Origin of the sequence: Pseudomonas sp. FP1762 (assembly GCF_030687105.1) — a bacterium.
In the GTDB taxonomy this organism is placed as follows: domain Bacteria; phylum Pseudomonadota; class Gammaproteobacteria; order Pseudomonadales; family Pseudomonadaceae; genus Aquipseudomonas; species Aquipseudomonas siliginis.
This window is the reverse complement of record NZ_CP117458.1, coordinates 3,177,542-3,198,630: the sequence shown is the minus strand read 5'-3', so window position 1 is coordinate 3,198,630 and position 21,089 is coordinate 3,177,542. Positions and strand designations below refer to the sequence as shown.

Annotated in this window: 16 protein-coding genes and 1 tRNA gene; 7 read left to right on the top strand and 10 right to left on the bottom strand. The window is 61.6% G+C overall.

All coding sequences use genetic code 11. From position 1 onward, the window contains the following. Positions 1-105 precede the first annotated feature (105 nt). The 7 genes from fdnG to PSH90_RS14225 all read left to right on the top strand — a co-directional run bounded on the left by fdnG (position 106) and on the right by PSH90_RS14225 (position 10,838). The gene (gene fdnG, locus PSH90_RS14255; protein WP_305380835.1) at positions 106-3,171 is read left to right on the top strand and encodes a formate dehydrogenase-N subunit alpha; all 3,066 of its coding nucleotides are present in this window, start codon (positions 106-108) and stop codon (positions 3,169-3,171) included. After that, the gene (gene fdxH / locus PSH90_RS14250) at positions 3,172-4,107 is read left to right on the top strand and encodes a formate dehydrogenase subunit beta (RefSeq protein WP_016774818.1); all 936 of its coding nucleotides are present in this window, start codon (positions 3,172-3,174) and stop codon (positions 4,105-4,107) included. It begins immediately after the preceding gene. Further along, positions 4,104-4,769 carry a formate dehydrogenase subunit gamma gene (locus tag PSH90_RS14245; RefSeq protein WP_305380834.1) on the top strand — a complete coding sequence of 222 codons (666 nt, stop codon included), beginning with the start codon at positions 4,104-4,106 and terminating at the stop codon, positions 4,767-4,769. The genes fdxH and PSH90_RS14245 overlap by 4 nt, the downstream gene beginning before the upstream one ends. Positions 4,770-4,772: 3 nt before the next feature. Continuing rightward, complete coding sequence (gene fdhE / locus PSH90_RS14240; protein WP_305380833.1) at positions 4,773-5,699, top strand: formate dehydrogenase accessory protein FdhE; 927 nt, start codon at positions 4,773-4,775, stop codon at positions 5,697-5,699. A gap of 1,712 nt (positions 5,700-7,411) precedes the next feature. Then, positions 7,412-8,824, top strand: coding sequence for an L-seryl-tRNA(Sec) selenium transferase (gene selA / locus PSH90_RS14235; protein WP_305380832.1), 1,413 nt, complete (start codon positions 7,412-7,414; stop codon positions 8,822-8,824). Beyond that, positions 8,821-10,737 (top strand): selenocysteine-specific translation elongation factor, encoded by a 1,917-nt coding sequence (gene selB, locus PSH90_RS14230; RefSeq protein WP_305383133.1) that lies wholly within the window; start codon positions 8,821-8,823, stop codon positions 10,735-10,737. Before selA ends, selB begins: the two co-directional genes overlap by 4 nt. A gap of 5 nt (positions 10,738-10,742) precedes the next feature. Next, positions 10,743-10,838: transfer RNA gene (locus tag PSH90_RS14225), tRNA-Sec, on the top strand. A 99-nt stretch (positions 10,839-10,937) separates the two neighbouring features. On the opposite strand, the gene PSH90_RS14220 is transcribed toward PSH90_RS14225, so the two are convergent. From PSH90_RS14220 to PSH90_RS14175, 10 genes are all read right to left on the bottom strand, one after another. Then, the gene (locus PSH90_RS14220) at positions 10,938-11,228 is read right to left on the bottom strand and encodes a type II toxin-antitoxin system RelE/ParE family toxin (RefSeq protein WP_041480302.1); all 291 of its coding nucleotides are present in this window, start codon (positions 11,226-11,228) and stop codon (positions 10,938-10,940) included. Next, positions 11,221-11,466 carry a type II toxin-antitoxin system ParD family antitoxin gene (locus tag PSH90_RS14215; RefSeq protein WP_016770738.1) on the bottom strand — a complete coding sequence of 82 codons (246 nt, stop codon included), beginning with the start codon at positions 11,464-11,466 and terminating at the stop codon, positions 11,221-11,223. The genes PSH90_RS14220 and PSH90_RS14215 overlap by 8 nt, the downstream gene beginning before the upstream one ends. A 341-nt stretch (positions 11,467-11,807) precedes the next feature. Next, positions 11,808-12,167, bottom strand: a complete 360-nt coding sequence (locus tag PSH90_RS14210; protein ID WP_150635198.1) for a DUF6124 family protein — start codon at positions 12,165-12,167, stop codon at positions 11,808-11,810. A 460-nt stretch (positions 12,168-12,627) separates the two neighbouring features. Next, positions 12,628-13,137 carry a hypothetical protein gene (locus PSH90_RS14205; RefSeq protein WP_016774812.1) on the bottom strand — a complete coding sequence of 170 codons (510 nt, stop codon included), beginning with the start codon at positions 13,135-13,137 and terminating at the stop codon, positions 12,628-12,630. An 8-nt stretch (positions 13,138-13,145) separates the two neighbouring features. Continuing rightward, positions 13,146-13,661 (bottom strand): hypothetical protein, encoded by a 516-nt coding sequence (locus PSH90_RS14200; protein ID WP_252867657.1) that lies wholly within the window; start codon positions 13,659-13,661, stop codon positions 13,146-13,148. Then, positions 13,658-14,365: a hypothetical protein gene (locus tag PSH90_RS14195; protein ID WP_225926639.1), complete on the bottom strand. Its 708-nt coding sequence runs from the start codon at positions 14,363-14,365 to the stop codon at positions 13,658-13,660. The genes PSH90_RS14200 and PSH90_RS14195 overlap by 4 nt, the downstream gene beginning before the upstream one ends. Before the next feature lie 172 nt (positions 14,366-14,537). Further along, a complete protein-coding gene (locus PSH90_RS14190; RefSeq protein WP_305380830.1) occupies positions 14,538-15,833 on the bottom strand; it encodes an OprD family porin in 1,296 nt (431 codons plus the stop codon). Between the two features lie 200 nt (positions 15,834-16,033). Next, positions 16,034-17,737: an amidase gene (locus tag PSH90_RS14185; RefSeq protein WP_305380829.1), complete on the bottom strand. Its 1,704-nt coding sequence runs from the start codon at positions 17,735-17,737 to the stop codon at positions 16,034-16,036. Between the two features lie 164 nt (positions 17,738-17,901). Beyond that, positions 17,902-19,407 carry a glycine betaine/L-proline transporter ProP gene (gene proP / locus PSH90_RS14180; RefSeq protein WP_041480305.1) on the bottom strand — a complete coding sequence of 502 codons (1,506 nt, stop codon included), beginning with the start codon at positions 19,405-19,407 and terminating at the stop codon, positions 17,902-17,904. A 382-nt stretch (positions 19,408-19,789) separates the two neighbouring features. Further along, a complete protein-coding gene (locus PSH90_RS14175) occupies positions 19,790-21,088 on the bottom strand; it encodes a carbohydrate porin (protein WP_305380827.1) in 1,299 nt (432 codons plus the stop codon). Between the last annotated feature and the right edge of the window lies 1 nt (position 21,089).

Genomic DNA, 21,089 nt, shown 5'->3' with positions numbered 1-21,089 from the left:
AGGTCTTTGTCTACAGTGAAAAAGTCGGCGTCAAGGCGTCGCAACCGTGATTGTCCAGATAAAGCCCGGCGCAAGTACCGGGTTCCACCTGATCAGGAGTGCACGATGGATCTCAGCCGTCGTCAGTTCTTCAAGGTCGCCGGTATCGGCCTTGCAGGCTCAAGCCTGGGCGCGTTGGGCATGGCCCCGACGGCGGCCTTCGCCGAGCAGGTGCGTCACTTCAAGCTCGCCCACACCCGTGAAACCCGCAACACCTGCCCGTATTGCTCGGTCGGTTGCGGTTTGATCATGTACAGCCAGGGCGATGCCGGCAAGAACGTGGCGCAAAACATCATTCACATCGAAGGCGACGCCGACCACCCGGTCAATCGCGGCACGCTGTGCCCGAAAGGTGCGGGCCTGCTCGACTTCATTCACAGCCCCGGCCGCTTGCAGTACCCGCAAGTGCGCAAGCCCGGCAGCAATGAATGGACGCGCATCGGCTGGGACGAAGCCCTCGATCGCATCGCCGACCTGATGAAGGCCGACCGCGACGCCAACTTCATCGAGAAAAATGCCAACGGGCAAACGGTGAATCGCTGGCTGACCACCGGTTTTCTCGCGGCATCGGCGGCATCCAACGAAGCCGGCTACATCACTCAGAAGGTGATTCGCAGCCTCGGTCTGCTGGGGTTCGATAACCAGGCGCGTGTCTGACACGGCCCGACGGTGGCAAGTCTTGCCCCGACGTACGGCCGTGGTGCCATGACCAACACCTGGACCGATATCGCCAACGCGAATCTGATCCTGGTGATGGGTGGCAACGCAGCAGAAGCGCATCCGTGCGGCTTCAAATGGGTGACCGAGGCCAAGGCGCACAACGCCGCGCGGCTGATCGTGGTTGACCCGCGTTTTACCCGGACCGCTTCGGTGGCCGACTATTACGCGCCGATCCGCACCGGTACCGACATCGCCTTCATGGGCGGATTGATCAATTACCTGCTGACCGAGGACAAGATCCAGCACGAATACGTGCGCAATTACACCGACGTGTCGTTCATCGTCAAAGCCGGCTATGGCTTCGAAGACGGCCTGTTCAGCGGCTATGACGCGGAAAAACGCAGCTATACCGACAAGTCCGGCTGGGGTTACGAATTCGCCGAGGACGGTTTCGTCCGCGTCGACCCGACCCTGCAAGACCCGCGCTGCGTTTATCAACTGATGAAGCAGCATTACAGCCGCTACAACATCGACCTGGCCAGCCAGATCTGCGGCATGCCGGTCGACGCCATGCAGAAAATCTGGGAAGAGATCGCTACCTGCTCGACACCGGGCAAGACCATGACGATTCTCTATGCCCTCGGCTGGACGCAGCACTCGATCGGCGCGCAGATCATCCGCAGCGCGGCGATGGTGCAGTTGTTGTTGGGCAACGTCGGCATGCCCGGCGGCGGCGTCAACGCTTTGCGCGGGCACTCGAACATCCAGGGCCTGACCGACCTCGGTCTGCTGTCCAACGCCTTGCCCGGCTACCTCACGCTGCCCAGCGACAGCGAGCAGGACTACGGTCAGTTCATCTTCAAACGCACACAGGTTCCGCTCAGACCGGGGCAGCTTTCGTACTGGCAGAACTACAGCAAATTCCACGTCAGCCTGATGAAATCCTGGTACGGCGCCAACGCCACCGCCGAGAACAACTGGCTGTTCGACCATTTGCCGAAGCTCGACATCCCCAACTACGACGTGCTGAAAATGTTCGACCTGATGAGCCAGGGCAAGGTCAACGGCTACTTCTGCCAAGGCTTCAATCCGATCGCTGCGTTACCGGACAAGAACCGCGTGATGGGCGCATTGGCCAAGCTCAAGTGGCTGGTGGTAATGGACCCGCTGGCCACGGAGACCTCGGAGTTCTGGCAGAACGTCGGGCCGTACAACGATGTGAAAACCGCCGAAATCCAGACCGAAGTCATTCGCCTGCCGACCACCTGTTTTGCCGAGGAAGACGGCTCGCTGGTCAACAGCAGCCGCTGGCTGCAATGGCACTGGAAAGGCGCCGACGGCCCCGGCGAAGCGCAGACTGACATTCGCATCATGAGCGAACTGTTCCTGCGCCTGCGCCAGCGCTATCAGAGCGAGGGCGGCAAGTTTCCCGATCCGCTGCTCAAGCTGTCGTGGCCATACAAGATCCCCGACGAGCCTTCGCCGGAAGAACTGGCGCGGGAAATCAACGGCACCGCTGTCAGCGATTTCACCGATGCCAGCGGTGTCACTGTGAAGGCTGGTACGCAACTGGCCGGTTTCGGCTTGCTCAAGGATGACGGCAGCACCGCGTCCGGTTGCTGGATTTTCGCCGGCAGCTGGACCGAGGCCGGTAACCAGATGGCCCGGCGCGATAACGCCGACCCGTTCGGCATGCACCAGCATCAGGGCTGGGCGTGGGCGTGGCCGGCCAATCGGCGGATTCTCTACAACCGCGCCTCGGCGGACCCGGCGGGCAAACCGTGGGACCCGAAAAAGCGGCTGGTGTGGTGGAACGGCAAGACCTGGACCGGCACCGATGTGCCGGACTACAAGGCCGACGTGCCGCCGGAAGCCGGGATGAATCCGTTCATCATGAACCCCGAAGGCGTGGCCCGGTTCTTCGCCGTCGACAAGATGAACGAAGGCCCATTCCCTGAGCACTACGAGCCGTTCGAAACGCCGATCGGCATCAACCCGCTGCACCCGCAAAACAAGAAGGCCACCAGCAACCCGGCGGCGCGGATCTTCGATTCGGTCTGGGAAACCCTCGGCGAAGCCAAGGACTTCCCGTACGCCGGCACCAGTTACCGGCTTACCGAGCATTTCCATTTCTGGAGCAAGCACTGCAAGTTGAACGCGATTGCTCAGCCCGAGCAGTTCGTGGAAATCGGTGAAGTGCTGGCGAACGAGAAGGGCATCGCTGCCGGTGATCGCGTGCGGGTCAGTTGCAAGCGCGGCTTTATCGAAGCGGTGGCGGTGGTGACCAAACGGATCCGGCCGCTGCAGGTCAACGGCCAGGTCGTGCATCAGATCGGCATCCCGCTGCACTGGGGTTTCACTGGCCTGACGCGTCACGGTTACCTGACCAACACCCTGGTGCCATTCCTCGGCGATGGCAACACTCAGACCCCGGAATCCAAGTCATTCCTGGTCAACGTGGAGAAACTGTAAATGGCCAGCCAAGACATCATTGCCCGCTCGGCCACCACCACCGTGCCGCCGTCGGTAAGGACTCAGCAGGGCGTTGCCAAGCTGATCGACACGACCAAGTGCATCGGTTGCAAGGCCTGCCAGGTCGCCTGCTCGGAATGGAACGAGCTGCGCGACGAGGTCGGCCACAACCACGGCACCTACGACAATCCGCAGGACCTGACGGCGGATTCGTGGACGCTGATGCGCTTCACCGAGCACGAAACCGACGCCGGCAACCTCGAATGGCTGATCCGCAAGGACGGCTGTATGCACTGCGCCGAGCCCGGTTGTCTGGCCGCGTGCCCGAGCCCCGGGGCGATCATTCAGCATGCCAACGGCATCGTCGATTTCGATCAGGACCACTGCATCGGTTGTGGCTATTGCATCACCGGTTGCCCGTTCAACATTCCGCGCATTTCGCAGAAGGATCACAAGGCCTACAAATGCACACTGTGTTCCGACCGGGTGGCGGTCGGGCTGGAGCCGGCCTGCGTGAAAACCTGCCCGACCGGCGCGATCGTCTTCGGCACCAAGGAAGACATGAAAGAACACGCCGCCGAACGCATCGTCGACCTGAAAAGCCGTGGCTTTGAAAACGCCGGTTTGTACGACCCGGCAGGCGTTGGTGGCACCCACGTGATGTACGTGCTGCATCACGCCGACACGCCAAAAATCTATGCAGGTTTGCCGGACCATCCGGCGATCAGTCCGCTGGTGGGCTTGTGGAAAGGCATCAGCAAACCCCTCGGCCTGCTGGCGATGGGCGCGGCGGTGCTGGCCGGGTTCTTCCACTACGTGCGCATCGGGCCGAATCGTGTCGAGGAGGATGAACATCCGACGCCACCCGACACCTCGGTGCACGTGGTCGATCCGGCGGTGCACACCTTCGATCCACGCGGGGAGGAGCGGCCATGAGCAACAAGACGATCCTGCGTTACAGCGCCAACCAGCGCACCAATCACTGGCTGGTGGCGATCCTGTTTTTCATGGCCGGGTTGTCCGGGCTGGCGTTGTTTCATCCGTCGCTGTTCTGGCTCAGTAATCTGTTCGGCGGCGGCACCTGGACGCGCATCCTGCACCCGTACATGGGCATCGCCATGTTCGTGCTGTTTCTCGGCCTGGTGTTCAGCTTCTGGCGCACCAACTTTTTCATCGCCAATGACCGCCAGTGGCTGCGGCGGATCAACCGGGTGATGGTCAACGACGAAGAAAGCGTGCCGCCGGTGGGCAAATACAACGCCGGGCAGAAGTTGCTGTTCTGGACTTTACTGCTGTGCATGCTCGCGTTGCTGTTCACCGGGCTGGTGATCTGGCGCGCGTGGTTCAGCGCGTACTTCGGCATCACCACGATCCGCTGGGCCATGCTGCTGCATGCGCTGGCTGGATTCGTGCTGGTGCTGAGCATCATCGTGCACATCTACGCCGGCTTGTGGATCAAGGGTTCGGTCGACGCCATGCTGCATGGCTGGGTCAGCCGGCCGTGGGCGAAGAAACACCATGCACTGTGGTACCGCGAGGTGACCCGCGACGAACAGCCTCGGGACGTGTCCGAGCGACCGCTGACGAAAAAGGGCTGACTTTTGCCAAGCATTCTTGAACCTGGGGAAATCGAGGCGGCGGCCAGTTCGCCGCCGTTTCTGCATCTGCCGCCACGTAACCTGTTTGCCCTGCGCGCTGAGCGCCTCGAGCGTCTGGCCGAGGGCAATGGGTTGGCGGATTACCTGCGGCTGATGGCCGGGTTGTGCCGGGCGCAGCAGCAGGTCTTCGACGATCCGCCGCTCACCGCGCCGTTTGATGCGCAGCGTTTCGAAGCCTGTCAGCAACACGGTCTGCCACCATTCGCGGCAGATACCTTGGTGCGCGAAGATGCCTGGCAGCCGTGGCTGGACGCCTTGCTGCAGCGCTATGCGCCAGCGCATCAACCTGCAGTGATCGACGCGTTGGACAGTCTGCGCGCCGCCAGTCCCGGCCAGCTGCGCGCGTGGGCGGTGGCGCTGGTCAGCGGTCAGTATTCGCTGGTGCCGGCGGCGCTGGTGCCGTTTCTCGGCGCCGCGCTGCAAACCGCCTGGAGCCACTGGCTGCTCAGCGTGCCAAATCTGCAATTCAAGCCTGGCGACAGCCTCAGCCAATGCCCGGCTTGTGGTTCGCCGGCCATGGCCGGGGTGATTCGCCATCGCGGCAAGCACAACGGTTTGCGCTATCTGGTCTGCTCGCTATGTGCCTGCGAATGGCACGTGGTGCGGGTCAAATGCGTGTATTGCGAGCAAAGCAAAGGCCTTGAGTATCTGAGCCAGGAAGACGACCGGCACAGCGCCGAACAGGCCCCGCTGCGCGCCGAAGTCTGCCCGAGCTGCAACAGCTACCTGAAATTGCTCTACATGGAGAACGACGCCGAAGCCGAGGCGTTGTCGGCGGATCTCGGCAGTTTACTGCTGGACATGCGGCTGGCCCAGGACGGCTATCAGCGCCTGGCGCCCAATCTGTTGCTGGCCCCGGGCGACGACTGACCAGCGCAAAATTGTGGGAGAGGGTGTGCTCCCACAGGTTTTTGTGGTGACCAACAATGTTCATTCCACCCCGAATCCCTGTGGGAGCTGGCTTGCCAGCGATTCAATCGGCACATCCACCACCTTCTTTGACGGACCCACCGCAATCGCTGGCAAGCCAGCTCCCACAAGTCTATGTGCCGAATCACAAAGCCCGGTCAGCCCCGAATTTCTCTGTGGGAGCGAGCCTGCTCGCGAAGGCGTCAGGTCAGCCACATCCACATTGACTGACACACCGCTTTCGCGAGCAGGCTCGCTCCCACAGGTTTTTGTGGTGACCAACAATGTTCATTCCGCCCCGAATCCCTGTGGGAGCTGGCTTGCCAGCGATTGGTCGGCACATCCACCACCTTCTTTGACGGACCCACCGCAATCGCTGGCAAGCCAGCTCCCACAAGTCTATGTGCCGAATCACAAAGCCCGGTCAGCCCCGGATTTCTCTGTGGGAGCGAGCCTGCTCGCGAAGGCGTCAGGTCAGCCACATCCACATTGACTGACACACCGCTTTCGCGAGCAGGCTCGCTCCCACAGGTTTTGTGGTGACCAACAATGTTCATTCCACCCCGAATCACTGTGGGAGCTGGCTTGCCAGCGATTCGGTCGGCACATCCACCGCTTTCTTTGACTGACCCACCGCAATCGCTGGCAAGCCAGCTCCCACAGACTTCTGTGCCGAATCACAAAGCCCGGTCAGCCCCGGATTTCTCTGTGGGAGCGAGCCTGCTCGCGAAGGCGTCAGGTCAGCCACATCCACACCAACTGACACACCGCTTTCGCGAGCAGGCTCGCTCCCACAGGTTTTGTGGTGACCAACAATGTTCATTCCACCCCGAATCCCTGTGGGAGCTGGCTTGCCAGCGATTGGTCGGCACATCCACCACCTTCTTTGACGGACCCACCGCAATCGCTGGCAAGCCAGCTCCCACAAGTCTATGTGCCGAATCACAAAGCCCGGTCAGCCCCGGATTTCTCTGTGGGAGCGAGCCTGCTCGCGAAGGCGTCAGGTCAGCCACATCCACACCAACTGACACACCGCATTCGCGAGCAGGCTCGCTCCCACAGGTTTTTGTGGTGACCAACAATGTCCATTCCACCCCGAATCCCTGTGGGAGCTGGCTTGCCAGCGATTGGTCGGCACATCCACCGCCTTCTTTGACTGACCCACCGCAATCGCTGGCAAGCCAGCTCCCACAGACTTCTGTGCCGAATCACAAAGCCCGGTCAGCCCCGGATTTCTCTGTGGGAGCGAGCCTGCTCGCGAAGGCGTCAGGTCAGCCACATCCACACCAACTGACACACCGCATTCGCGAGCAGGCTCGCTCCCACAGGTTTTGTGGTGACCAACAATGTTCATTCCGCCCCGAATCCCTGTTGGAGCTGGCTTGCCAGCGATTCGGTCGGCACATCCACCGCCTTCTTTGACGGACCCACCGCAATCGCTGGCAAGCCAGCTCCCACAAGTCTATGTGCCGAATCACAAAGCCCGGTCAGCCCCGGATTTCTCTGTGGGAGCGAGCCTGCTCGCGAAGGCGTCAGGTCAGCCACATCCACACCAACTGACACACCGCATTCGCGAGCAGGCTAGCTCCGGCAGTGCGTCTACACTTCTGAAACCCTTTTGGGAGCAAGCTTGCTCTCAAAAGGGATTGTTTCAGTGAAATCAGGAGTGGCTGATGTCTTCCAGCGTTGCCCTGCGGTTGCCGTCCATTGATGGGTTGTTGCGTCATCCGGCGTGCGCGCCGTTGGCCGAACGTTACGGCCGGGATTCGTTGCTGACTGGCCTGCGTCAGTTGCTCGATGAGCTAAGGCCTGACGTGTTGAGCGGGCAATTGGCGGCCGTGGAAATCGGCCCCGAAGTGCTCGCCGGCCGCGTCGGCGAACGCTTGGCGCAACAGCAGCGCAGTCAGGTGCGCCGGGTGTTCAACCTGACCGGCACGGTGCTGCACACCAATCTCGGCCGCGCCCTGCTGCCCGAAGAAGCCATCGAAGCAGTGCAAACGGCTGCACGCTATCCGCTCAACCTCGAGTTCGATCTGGCGAGTGGCAAGCGCGGTGATCGTGACGACCTGATCGAAGGCCTGATCCGCGAACTGACCGGCGCCGAAGCCGTCACCGTGGTCAACAACAATGCCGCCGCCGTGCTGCTGACCCTCAACAGCCTCGGCGCGCGCAAGGAAGGCATCATTTCCCGTGGCGAGCTGATCGAAATCGGCGGCGCTTTCCGCATCCCCGACATCATGGCCCGGGCCGGCGTGCGCCTGCACGAAGTCGGCACCACCAACCGCACCCATGCCCGGGATTACGAAGCGGCAATCGGTCCGCGCAGCGGGTTGATCATGCGCGTGCATGCCAGCAACTACAGCATCGAAGGCTTCACCGCGCGGGTGGCGACTGCGGAACTGGCCGAGTTGGCACACGCTCATGGCTTGCCGTTGCTGGAAGATCTGGGCAGCGGCAGTCTGCTCGACCTGACGCGCTGGGGCCTGCCGGCGGAACCGACGGTGCGTCAGGCATTGCTCGATGGCGCCGACATCGTCACCTTCAGCGGCGACAAATTGCTCGGCGGGCCGCAGGCCGGGTTGATCGTCGGGCGCAAAGAACTGATCGCGAAGATCAAGAAGAATCCACTGAAGCGCGCACTGCGGGTCGACAAATTGACCTTGTCCGCGCTGGAGGCGGTGCTCGGTCTGTACCGCGATCCGGATCGCCTCGCCGAGCGTCTGCCGAGCCTGCGCCTGCTGACCCGGCCCCAGGCCGACATTCACGCTCAGGCTGTGCGTTTGCAACCGTTGCTCGCCGATGTCTTGGGCGAGGTCTGGCAGGTCAGTGCAGTCGAGGCGTTGGGCATGATCGGCAGCGGCAGCCAACCGGTGGCGCGCTTGCCGAGTGCAGCGCTGTGTTGCCGCCCGCAGGTGTCCAAGCGCTGGCGCGGGCGGTATCTGCTCAATCTCGAAGCAGCGCTGCGCGGTTTGCCGACCCCGGTGCTCGGACGAATCGACGCCGATGCGCTGTGGCTCGATCTACGCCAGCTCGACGATGAGCCAGGGTGGCTGGCGCAGTTGCCGCAATTGCAGGTCGACCGGTGATCGTCGGCACGGCGGGGCACATCGACCACGGCAAGACTTCGCTGTTGCAGGCGCTGACCGGGCAAACCGGCGACCGCCGCCCGCAGGAGCGCGAACGCGGCATGACCATCGATCTCGGTTATCTCTACGCCGAACTCGCAGCGGGCTCCGGGCTGACCGGCTTCATCGACGTGCCCGGCCACGAAAAATTCACCCACAACATGCTCGCTGGTGCGCAGGGCATCGATCTGGTGTTGCTGGTGGTAGCGGCCGACGACGGCGTGATGCCACAGACGCGAGAGCATCTGGCGATCGTCGAACTGCTCGGCATTCCCCGCGCGCTGGTGGCGATCACTAAATGCGACCGGGCGGGAGCGGGCAGGGTGGAAGAGGTGCAGCGCCAGGTCCTGGACCTGCTCGCGCCCGGACCATTTGCTGATGCGCCGATTTTTACCGTGTCGAGCTTGAACGGGCAGGGCGTCGATGAGTTGCGCGCGGCGTTATTGCAGTCACACAACGAGGTGCAGGCGCGCAGTTGCGACGGCGGCTTTCGTTTGGCGATTGATCGGGCGTTCAGCGTCGCGGGTGCGGGGATTGTGGTCACGGGCACGGCGTTGTCGGGCACGGTTGCGGTGGGCGACAAACTTGTCTTGGGGCCTGCAGGCAAATCGGTGCGCATCCGGGGCTTGCACGCGCAAAACCAGGTCGCCGAGCAAGCCTTCGCCGGCCAGCGCGTGGCGTTGAACCTCAGCGGCGAACGTCTGGAACTGGCGCAGATCCACCGTGGCCAATGGCTGCTGGCGGACTGGCTGCATGCCCCGACCCAGCGCATCGACATCGACTTTCAGCTGTTGCCCGGTGAGCGCACCTTCGAACACTTCCACCCGGTGCATCTGCACCTCGCCACCCAGGACGTCATCGCCCGCGTCGCCTTGCTGCAAGGCCCGCGCCTGAGCCCCGGCGAGCGCATGTTCGCGCAACTGCTGATCAACGCGCCGGTGCACGCAGTGAAAGGCGATCGATTGATCCTGCGCGACGCCAGCGCCCAGGGCACATTGGGCGGCGGTGTTGTGCTCGACCCATTCGCCCCGGCGCGCCAACGCCGCAGCCTTGAACGCCTCGCGCAACTGCAAACCCTTGCCCTTAGCGTCAGCCTCGAACAGGCCCTGCCGTCACTGCTCAACCACAGCCCCGGCGGCATCGACCCGCAACGCCTCGAACGCCAATTCAACCGCCCGCGCGCGCAGTGGACGCTGGCAGAAAACATCCGCCTGATCGACACCCGCCAAGGCCCGCTGCTGTTCAACGTGCAGCGCTGGGGCCAGTTGAAATTCACTTTGCTCGAACAACTGGCGCGATTCCACGAACAGGAACCCGACCAGATGGGGCCGGACCGTGATCGCCTGCGCCGCTTCAGCGCGCTGGCACTGGAACGCTCGACGTTCATCAGCCTGCTCGACGAACTGCTCAACGCCGGCTCGATCCTCGCCAGCGGCCCCTGGCTGCACCTGCCCGACCATCAGGTGCGCCTGAATGCCGACGACGAAATCCTCTGGCAGCAATTACAGCCGTTGTTCGAACAGGCCGGTTTCGACCCGCCGTGGGTACGCGACGCGGCGAAAATGCTCGGCGAAGACGATGCCAGCGTCCGCCTGCTGCTACGCAAACTCGCACGGCTGGGCCTCATGCACCAGGTGGTGCGCGACCTGTTTATCAGCGACATCGTCCTGCGGCAAATGGCGGCGCTACTGCTGAAACTCGCCGAAGAAAATCCGTCGATTCAAGTGACAACCTTCCGCGATGCGCTAGGCTTGGGACGCAAACGCTGTATTCAGTATCTGGAATATTTCGACCGACTCGGCCTGACCCGCCGCCTCGGCGAATCCCGCCAGATCCGCCCCGACAACGCGCTGGCTGACGCCTGCGCACCCTGAGTTCAGGAAGACAATCGCGCCCGGTGGCGCGGCCGGGCTTCAAACCCGGTTGGGGACGGCATCCGTTCCCGGGCAGGTTCGACTCCGGCTGTCTTCCGCCAGTCTCCTAAAAGCAAAGATCGCAGCCTTCGGCAGCTCCTACATCGATTTGTAGGAGCTGACGAAGGCTGCGATCTTTTGATTTTCGGTGATACGAGAGGTTAGAGATTACGCTGCGCTTCCATCCGGTCATGCAAGATTCTGATTATCGCGATCCCATAGGCGGTGATTCGAAAATAAATCATGTGACTCTCCACGCTGCAGCGTCGGTAACCGGGGCGGATAGCGTCGCATGCGGGTGCTGTTTTGGGACGATCAGCCAACTGCTCGAAAGACTCAGTCAGGATGTCGATGTAGCGATTGGCCTGATCCAACCCCCATTGTTGAGCTGTATAGGTCCAGATAGCCTCAAGATCCGCTTCGGCGGCGGGGGTAAGTCGGTATTCAGCCATGCGCCCTCAACATTCTCTTTTTGAAAGCATCAGCATCGAAAGGCCGGGGGGCACCACTGGATTCTCCTTCTCGAAGGGCTGCGCGGACGGTTTCCAGTTCAGCGTTTCGCTCTTGCTCTCGACGGATCAAATCGCGGATATATTCGCTGTCGTTGGTGTAATGTCCCGCTTCTATTTGAGCTTTGATCCAATGGTCTTGCTGGTCAGTCACGGTTATGGTTTTGCGTACGGTAGCCATGATCGGGCCCTTTGCGGATGGCGAACTTTGCGCAAATTATCATACTAATGGTGCGCTAACGAGTATGAGCCTAGCCGTTATAAGAACGAATCACAGCCTTCGGCAGCTCATGCGTATATCACTCGAACTGCCGCAGGCTGCATTTTCAGACCCGCAACCGAATCTGCTGCCCGAGCACATCCATCGGGTTAAATAATCCTTCCCCTTTGTGATCGCTTGCAGGCTCGCTACCACAGGTTCCTTCAGTGGTCGCAAAGTTTGCGTCCGACCAGGATCAATGTGGGAGCGAGCCTGCTCGCGAAGAGGCCGGCACGGGCATCGCATAACTCAGCCGGCCCGCATTACCCCGGCAATTCCAGATTATCCAGCACCCGATTCACCGCCAGTTCCCCGAGCATGATCAGTTGCGCAATCCCCATCAGCGTCCGGCGCTGGGATGGCTTGACCAGCCCGGCGAATTCCTGGGCGATGGTTTTGGCCGAGGCGAGGGTTTCGCAGGCGTTGGCCAGCAGGTCTTCGTTTTTGGTGTCGGCGGTGACGGCATACATGGCGCGGGGGCTGAAGGGTGGCGGGGTAGAGCCGGGTGGGCAGAGGTAGTGGTCGAGGGCGCGGTCGGCGGCTTCGTGGAGTTTTTTGGAGTCGAGGGATTCGTAGGGGGAGGTGGGATCGGTTTCGGGTGGGTTGGGTGTGGGTTTGATCATGGTGAAGCTCCTATTAAGTGGAGCCGTCAGGCACTGTCGCTAAACAGTAAGGTGGCGGCTGTACGCAGGTTAGCGAACCGGTTATAGGCACCCGGCAGACCCGAAGGTCTCCCACATACAGCCACCATGGCGTAGTCGCAGACATTGAACCCGCGACAAAGCATGGAACGCTGATGCACCTATTCAAGATCCGGGTCGCTAAACCCGATCGCTGATTCGTCAGCGACCGCACCACAATAGAACCCGCCCCCAAGGCGCACAAGCCGGCGGATTCTGGCTTGGCTGTAGGCAATGGCGCAAGGATTTGTAGCCTTGAGACCGTATCCGCAGGTGTCTTTTAAACAGCTTCGTTTAAATCAAAGAATTGCGCCGTACCTGATGGCCTCTTCGCGAGCAGGCTCGCTCACACATTGCAATGCGTTGCGCCGCAGTCCACCGCACCAGCCCCCATCACCCAACCTCACGGCTGATACGGAATCACCTTGTCCCGGTCCATTTCCACCAACAACTGGTCGAGCATCTGCCGTTTGTTCTCGACCCCGGGAATCGGCACATACCATGTCATCACGCTCCAGCCTTCGCGGGAGTAGTTGTAGGTTTTGAGCAGTTGGCCATCCTTGAAGACCGAGCCGCGCAGGTTGTCCTGGTAGTGGTAGGGCATCGGGAAGGTGAACAGGGTGAAAACGTTGACCAGCGCCAGCCAGTTGACCTTGCCGTCGCTGGGTTCGGTGATCAACAGGCTGTAGCCGTTGCGAGTGTAACCGCCGTCGAGCATCGAGAACGCGCCGGTCTTTTTCAGGACGCTGACGGTTTCGCGCTGATGCTGCTCGTCGATGCGCGTATACGCCGGCCCCATGCCGAGCGTGACCGGCACGTAGGCCTGATCGGCATGGTAATCGAGCGGTTGCAAGGTGTTGGCGCAGCCGCCCAGCATCAGTGAGGCACAGAGCAGGCCGGCGACTTTTATCATCGCGCGGTTCATTGCGCGACTGCCGGGATCAGCCGGTCCTGCTGCACATCCTGCGCGAAGGCGCGGGCGATGCGGCCGAGGTTCTGTTCGCGCATCTCGCCGCCCTGATCCAGTAGCCAAGTGTATTTTTGAGTGATGTTGCGATAGGTGTATTGCTTCAGTCGCTTGTCACCCTGGAACACGGTGAATTCGGTTTGCGTGTCGAATTCGTTCGACAGCGGCAGCAAGAACAACGTCGCGGTGCTCAGCAGAATCACCGGAAACGGCGGTAGGTGACGTTCCACATCAAGTTTGACCTGCACGTTGTACTCGTCAGCTTTACCGCTGCCGGTTTCGATGGTGCGGAACACACCGGTCTGACGCAGGTGGTTGCGCAGGCTGGAGCCGTTTTCCGGATCATCGACCATAACGTGAATCGGCTGCAGATAATCCTGAGCGTCCGTAAGCGTGCGCTCGGGCAAGGTGTTGGTCGCCGCGCAACCGGTCAACAGAGCGGCGGCGGTGAGGGCGATGATTTTTTTCATGGTTTGGCGTCCACGGCAATACCCGGGATGGGGCCGGTGAAGATGTAGGGCTGAGCACTGTTCAGGTCGAGTTTCAGCGGTTGCAGCGTTGGCAATCCTGGCGCCAGACGTTGCGCAATCAGCGCATCGCGGGCGTTCTGATCACTCCAGCGGAACGCGCAGAAACCGGCTGTCAGGCAGAACGAGCGGAACTCGCCGATGTAATAGGCCTTGCCGGGTTCCAGGCGCATCGGCAGGTTGAATTTCTCCCGCGCCTCTCTCGAGGTGAAAACAGTGCCTAGCCCAGGTTGATAACGTGCGGAAAAGAACTGGAAATCATAGAACTCGTAATCGCCCGGCTTCAGGGGAAGCACGAATACGCTCGCTGCGCCGACACCGTCCTGAACATCCTGCGGCGTGGAGTAAGCGCCGGCCATTTTCCAGACGCCGGCCGCACCGTATTCGGAACCGCGTTTGCGGAAAAAGATTCGCTGGTTGTCAGCGGCTGATTGCTTGAGTGATTGCGGCCCGATTGAGCCAACGAGATAACTGACTGGCTCGCTTGCCTTGGGTTGCAAGGGTTCGCTGACCCAGGAAGCGCTTTCGGTAATGCAGCCGCTGAGCGTCGCGGCGAGCACGACGGCCGCTCCGAGTTTGAATAGCTGAAACATGTACATCCCTGAATCTGCTTGCGTTGATTGACTACAAACAGGAAGGTCAATCAATGCCTTCCTGGCTTGGCTTTTTATGCGGGGGCGCAGAATAAACGAGGTGATGGCACTTGGCTAGCCGCTGTAGGCGCTGCGGTACGCTGAAATCATTTGATTTTGATCTCAAGGAGCAAACTCATGGTTTGTGGCCGACGCAGGAACCTGTGGGCGGGTTGATCGTGTTACCTCAAAAACCCAACGGGTACTGAACGACCACGTAAATCCGGTCAATGTCATCCCCGGCCTGCGCTTCGTTGGCGCGGTGGGTGACGTGCGATAGCTGCACCGACAGATCCTTCGCGGTGCCGGACTGCACGACATATTTCAGGTCGATGTCGCGTTCCCAGTGCTTGCCGCCGCTGCCTTGTTGCGGTTGGTAGTCGCCGCTGTCGGCGTCGAACGGGTTGTAGGCGCCGCCCTTGGGCGCGTGCGTTCCGTCGATGTGGCTGCCGCTGACGTAGCGGGTCATGAAGTTCAGGCCGGGGATGCCGAAGGCGCCGAGGTCGAGGTGGTAGCGGGCTTGCCAGGAGCGTTCGTTGGCGCCGTTGAAGTCGGCGTATTTGATCGAGTTGGCGAGGTAGATCGAGTCGCCACCGACGAAATCGAACGGCGTGTCGCCATTGATGCGTTGCCAGCCGAGCATCACCGTGTGCGCGCCGAAGCTGTATTTGCCGGAAAGGCTGAAGGCGCTGTTGTCGATCTCGCCGGCCAATGCGCGGCCGGTGTCGCGGGTATGGTAGAGGTTGGCGTCGAGCAGCACACCGGACTGTTTGAAGTGCAGGTTGCCGTAGTACTGGTGCCAGGTGTCGCTCAGTTCTGAGGCGTAGAGTGCGCCGCCGATCGGGCTGGAGCTGAACAGGTCGGCACCGACGAAGCTGATGCCACCCGCTTCGGTGTTGGCGCCGTAACCGTAGAAATCGCCTTGGCCGGAGGAGCTGTCCTGGTTCTTGAATGCAGTGAAATGCCCGGCGAGCAGATTGACGTTGTCGAACTCGGCGCTGTTGAGCAAAAAGCCTGTGGCGTATTCCGGTTGCAGGCGTTTGTCGGAAGTGTCGAAGACCGGGGTTTCCACGGTCATTTCGCCGAAGGCCAAAGTGGTGCGCGAGACCTTGAGCTTGAACGCACCGCCAGCGCTGGAATAGTCGTGTTCGCTGCGGCCATCGCTGTCGACCGGTAGCAGTCCGGTGCCTGAATGGCCCTTGCCGCCGTCGAGTTTCAGGCCGGCGAAAGCGTGGGCGTCGATGCCGAAACCGACTGTGCCCTCGGTGAAACCGGATGAGAAGTTGCCGATAAAGCCCTGTGCCCATTCCTGTTTGTAGTTTTTCCCGAAGGGCGTGGGCGAGCGGTAGTCGTTGCTGAGGTAGAAGTTGCGCAGCAGAACATCGCTTTTGGCGTCGTCGAAAAAGCCGCTGGCATGGGCGGTGCCGGTCAGACCGCAGAGCATGGCAAGCAGGGTGAGGCGGGAGGGCGCGCGGTTGATCATGGTCAGGGCCGGTGGTGATTCGAATGGCGCTGATGATCGAAGATTGGGAACAAAGAGGATTGGGTTGATGTGCTGAGTTGGCAGCTTTCACCACAAAACCTGTGGGAGTCGGGGGTAGTCAATTAGAACTGTGGCGGCCGTCAGGCCGCCATCGCTGGCAAGCCAGCTCCCACAGGGTTTGTGGGAGCTGACACAGTGCATTAAGCCAGCGGCGGTGTGCGCGGTGGGATCTGGCGTTTGCTGCCGGTGGATTCGAAGGCGGCGGCGAAGCGCAGCAGGTTCGAGTCGTCGTACGCGCGACCGGCGAAGGTCAGGCCGACCGGCATACCGATGTCGGCCATCACGCCCATGGGCACGGTGACGGTCGGGACGCCGAGGTGGCGGATCGCGAGGTTGCCGTTGGCCACCCAGACGCCGTTGCTCCAGGCGATGTCGGCCGAAGCAGGATTGACATCCGCATCGGCCGGGCCGACGTCAGCGACGGTCGGGAACAGCACGGCGTCGAGGCCGAGGTTGTCCATCCAGTCTTCAAGGTCGATACGCCGGGTCTGCTCCAGACCGCGCAGGCCGTCAGGCACGGTAGGAATCTCATTCCACGGCGTGATGCCACGCTCGGCCATGCGCACGTATTCGTCCATGCCGGCGGCCAGATCGCCTTCGCGGTTGGGCAGGGTGCCCGGGTCGTGCGGGAAGATCTTCGGCCCGTCGACGTCAACCAGACGATTAAGCTTCGGGTCGCCGTTGGCCTGCAGGAAGTCGTCGAATGCCCAGGCAGTCAGATCCCACAATTCATGATGGAGAAACTCTTTCGACACCAGCCCACGGGTGAACACGGTTGGCGCGCCAGGGCGGTCGCCTTCGCAGTTGGAGACCAGCGGGAAGTCGGTTTCGACGACTTCGGCGCCGGCGGCTTCGAGGGCTTGGCGCGCCTGCTTCCACAAATCAATCACGGACGCGCGGGTGTTTATGCGCTGGCCGGTCGGGCCGCCTATGCCGGGGGCTTCGCTGGTGCCGGCGTCGGGGTCGGCGTTGATGTACATGCGCGGGATGGCGAAGCGTTTGCCGGCCAGGGCTTTGGCATCGACGGCCAGTTCACTGTACGCAGCCGGGCGCACTTCGCTGACACGCGGGATCGGCACCCACGGTTGCAGGCGCCAGAGGTCGCCACGGGTGTCCGGGTCTTCGGCGACGACCACGTCGAGCACTTCGAGCAGGTCGGCCATGGTCCGCGCGAACGGCACGACGACGTCCATGGTCGGGGTCAACGGCCAGTTGCCGCGCACCGAAATCACCCCGCGCGACGGGGTGTAGGCGCACAGGCCGTTATTCGACGCAGGGCCGCGTCCGCTCGACCAGGTTTCCTCGGCCAGACCGAACGCAGCAAAACTCGCAGCGGTGGCGGTGCCGGCACCGTTGGACGAGCCGGAGGCGAACGGGGCGGTGAGGTAAGCGGCGTTGTACGGGCTTTCGGCGCGGCCATAGACGCCGCGTTGCATGCCGCCATTGGCCATCGGCGGCATGTTGGTCTTGCCCAGGCAGATCGCCCCGGCAGCGCGCAGGCGTTCGATGGTGAAGGCGTCGCGATGGGCGACCAGATCGGCAAATGCCGGACTGCCGGAAGCGGCGGTCAGGCCCTTGACCAGATAACTGTCTTTGGCGGTGTAGGGGATGCCATCGAGCGGGCCGAGGGTTTCACCTTTGGCGCGGCGGGCATCGGAGGCGCGGGCTTCGTTCAGCGCTTCAGGGTTGCGCACGACGACGGCGTTGAGTGCCGTCGAGGTGTCGGCGCCGTCGTAGGCATCGATCCGTGCCAGATAGGCCTGCACCAGCTCCACGGCAGTGGTCTGGCCGGATTCAAGGGCGGTGCGCAGTTGGGCGATGGAGACTTCGGTGACTTCGATCATGGGGTCACCTGTTGAGCGTGGTTGTTTGGGGCAGGGGTATTCATAGCGGTTCTCGTTGCACGGCTTTAAGCGACAAGGTCAAGACTGGCGCCTATTTAACACCAAGCCGCGCTTCGAGTAATCGGCGGGGTGATGGCCCCACCGATTTTTCTGCGTCCAGCGGATCATTCATTGATGCGCGGATGCTGCTGGACCAGCACTTTGCGCTTGGCCTCCAACTCGGCGATCTCGGCATCAATGTCTTCGATTTTCTGCTCGATGTTGTCGTGGTGTTCCTGCAACAGTTCCTTGGCCTCTTCGAGATCGGAAGCCGCCGGGGCCGCGCCGCGCAGGGGCTTGTTGGCGGTTTCCTTCATGGTCACGCCAGTGACCAGACCGACCACGGCGATGACCATCAGGTAATACGCAGGCATGTACAGATCGTTGGTGCTTTCCACCAGCCAGGCCACGGCAGTCGGGGTCAAACCGGCGATCAGCACCGAGACGTTAAAGGCACTGGCCAGCGCGCTGTAGCGGATGTGCGTGGGGAACATCGCCGGCAGGGTCGAGGCCATCACACCGATAAAGAAATTGAGCAGCACCGCGAGGATCAGCAGGCCGGAGAAGATCAGGGCGATGCTGCCGCTGTTGATCAGCATGAACGCGGGAATGGCGAAGATGAACAGGCCAATGCTGCCGACGACGATGAAGGGCTTGCGGCCGATCTTGTCGCTGATGAAACCGATCAGCGGCTGCACGAAGAGCATGCCGACCATGATCGCGATGATGATCAGCACGCCGTGGTTTTCGCTGTAGTGAAGGTTGTGCGTCAGGTAACTCGGCATGTAGGTGAGCAGCATGTAATAGGTGACGTTGGTCGCCGCCACCACGCCGATGCAGGTCATCAGGCTGCGCCAGTGTTTGGTCGCGACTTCCTTGAACGACACTTTCGGGCCACCGGCGAGGCCTTCGCGGTCTCCTTGTTCGAGTTTTTCCACGTGCTGCTGGAACGCCGGGGTTTCTTCGAGGGCGTGGCGCAGATACAGGCCGATCATGCCCAGCGGCAGGGCGAGGAAGAACGGAATCCGCCAGCCCCATTCTTCGAAGCGCTGTTCACCGAGAATCGTCGAGATCAGCACCACGACACCGGCGCCGAAGACGAAACCGGCGATCGAGCCGAAATCCAGCCAGCTGCCGAGGAAGCCGCGTTTGCGGTCCGGCGCGTATTCAGCAACGAAGATCGAGGCGCCGGTGTATTCGCCACCGACCGAGAAACCCTGCGCCATTTTCGCCAGCAACAGCAGGATCGGCGCCCAGATGCCGATCGAGGCATAGGACGGAATCAGGCCGATGGCGAAGGTGCTCAGGGACATGATGACGATGGTCGCGGCGAGGACTTTCTGTCGTCCGTACTTGTCGCCGAGCGCACCGAAGAACAAACCGCCCAGTGGACGGATCAGGAACGGCACGGAGAAGGTCGCCAGCGCGGCGATCATTTGCACGCCGGGATCGGCGCCGGGGAAGAAGACCTTGCCGAGCACATAGGCGACAAAGCCGTAGACGCCAAAGTCGAACCATTCCATGGCGTTGCCCAGTGCGGCGGCGGTGATCGCCTTGCGCATCTTGGCGTCGTCGACAATGGTGATGTCTTTCAAACCGATCGGTTTGACGGTGTTCTTGCGTGATTTCATTGCGCTGTTCCCGCTCGCTGATCCAGATTACCGCTGCGATGCCATCTCCATGATGGCGCCGGCTCTTCTGGCTCAGATACATGCGGACACGAAATAATTCACCGGTGGGCTGGAATTAATTTCGACAGGTGGGGCTGGTGGTCGGTGCTCTGAAGGGCTTGGTTGGAGCATTCAAGATAGCGGTTGTCTGAACCAATGCCATCGCGAGCAGGCTCACTCCTACAGTTTCGCGCGGCGAATCACAATTCCCTGATCCAACACAAATCCCCTGTGGGAGCGAGCCTGCTCGCGAAGGCGGCGACACATTCAACATCGCAGTCGCCTGACCCGGCGCTTTCGCGAGCAGGCTCGCTCCCACAGTGGTTTTGTGTTTCGCAGGGACTTATAGCGCAGCCTTCACCTGCAAACCCACCACCAGCGCATTATCGATGTCCTGCCCGGAGAACGCGCCCGGTTCGATGATGTATTGCAGGTTCGGGCGCAGCGTCAGCCATGGGGTGGCCTGGTAGCCGTAGCCCAACTCGATCAACTGCTCGGCGCTATCGAGGTTCGGAAACGCAGCACCATTGGCCAGCGCGGCATCCTGTTGCACATCGCGGCTGCGCGGGTTCGGCACGGCGCGGCCATAGCCCAGGGCCACGGTGTCTCGCGGGCGGCCTTCGAACGGTTTGTACAAAACCACGCCGGTGCCGTACCACTTGCTGAACGGCGAGGCCGTTTCACTGGCCGCCGAGTATTGACCGAACGCATGCAGGCTGCGGCCCTCGGAAGTCGGCGAACGCCATACGGCCTGATCGATCAGCAAATAATGTCCGCCACGCCCGGACACTTCGTCGTCGCTGCCAATGCGTTTGACGTCGGAGCTGTCGTAGTAATAGCCGAGCTTGTACTCACCCGGCAGCTCGCCGGCGTGCTTGTACACCAGCTCGATCGGCACGACGGTGCCGGTGGTGTGCTTCGGCCCCAGATGCCAGGCGCGGCTGGAATTGCCGTTGCTCTCGGGGTCGACGTTGAACGCCGCCACACGCAGTTGCCAGGACGGCGACAGGTCGTATTTGACCCGCACGCCCAGACGCGCGTTGGGGTAGTTGGTCCAGCCGCTGCCGCCGGACATGTTCAGCGGGTGACCGCAGAAACCGGCGTTCATGAAGTTGCACAGAATGCCGCTGTCGAGGCCGCCGAGGTCGTTGCCCATGGCCATGTAACCGAGCTTCACATTCAGCGCCGGGGTGAACAGGCTGCGCTCGTAACTCAGTTCCGTCAGGCGCGTGTACAGGCCGCCGTAGTTTTCCTGAATCGGCAAGCGGTTGCCGACCAGATCTTCCGAAGCGCTGTTACCGCGCCGGTCGTTGATGGTCAGTTGTACTTTGCCGCCGTTGTCGACGCCGTAGAGTTTGCTCAGATCAAACTGCACGCCGAGTTTGATGTTCTGCGAGTAGCGCGCCGAACGGTGCAGGCCGCCGTCGGCGTTGTAGGCGGTTTCGCCGCTGTAATCGCCAGTGAACTTGATGCCGTCTTCATCGAGTTGATGACGCAAGCCGCCCCAGTCACCGGTGAGGGTGCTGCGGGTCAGCAGACCGGAGTCGCTGGCGGCCAGCGCGGGTAGGGCAGTGGCGCAGCTCAGGCCCAGCAACAGGCCAGTGGAAAGCTTGGTACGAGAAAAGCGAACAGCCGATGACATG

What these genes read in the sequence shown, in the direction of transcription:
- PSH90_RS14200 (WP_252867657.1), bottom strand. Translation starts at nt 13,661, where the DNA reads ATGAAAAAAATCATCGCCCTCACCGCCGCCGCTCTGTTGACCGGTTGC.
- fdxH (WP_016774818.1), top strand. Translation starts at nt 3,172, where the DNA reads ATGGCCAGCCAAGACATCATTGCCCGCTCGGCCACCACCACCGTGCCG.
- PSH90_RS14205 (WP_016774812.1), bottom strand. Translation starts at nt 13,137, where the DNA reads ATGATAAAAGTCGCCGGCCTGCTCTGTGCCTCACTGATGCTGGGCGGC.
- PSH90_RS14210 (WP_150635198.1), bottom strand. Translation starts at nt 12,167, where the DNA reads ATGATCAAACCCACACCCAACCCACCCGAAACCGATCCCACCTCCCCC.
- PSH90_RS14190 (WP_305380830.1), bottom strand. Translation starts at nt 15,833, where the DNA reads ATGATCAACCGCGCGCCCTCCCGCCTCACCCTGCTTGCCATGCTCTGC.
- selA (WP_305380832.1), top strand. Translation starts at nt 7,412, where the DNA reads ATGTCTTCCAGCGTTGCCCTGCGGTTGCCGTCCATTGATGGGTTGTTG.
- PSH90_RS14220 (WP_041480302.1), bottom strand. Translation starts at nt 11,228, where the DNA reads ATGGCTGAATACCGACTTACCCCCGCCGCCGAAGCGGATCTTGAGGCT.
- proP (WP_041480305.1), bottom strand. Translation starts at nt 19,407, where the DNA reads ATGAAATCACGCAAGAACACCGTCAAACCGATCGGTTTGAAAGACATC.
- PSH90_RS14245 (WP_305380834.1), top strand. Translation starts at nt 4,104, where the DNA reads ATGAGCAACAAGACGATCCTGCGTTACAGCGCCAACCAGCGCACCAAT.
- PSH90_RS14185 (WP_305380829.1), bottom strand. Translation starts at nt 17,737, where the DNA reads ATGATCGAAGTCACCGAAGTCTCCATCGCCCAACTGCGCACCGCCCTT.
- PSH90_RS14175 (WP_305380827.1), bottom strand. Translation starts at nt 21,088, where the DNA reads ATGTCATCGGCTGTTCGCTTTTCTCGTACCAAGCTTTCCACTGGCCTG.
- PSH90_RS14215 (WP_016770738.1), bottom strand. Translation starts at nt 11,466, where the DNA reads ATGGCTACCGTACGCAAAACCATAACCGTGACTGACCAGCAAGACCAT.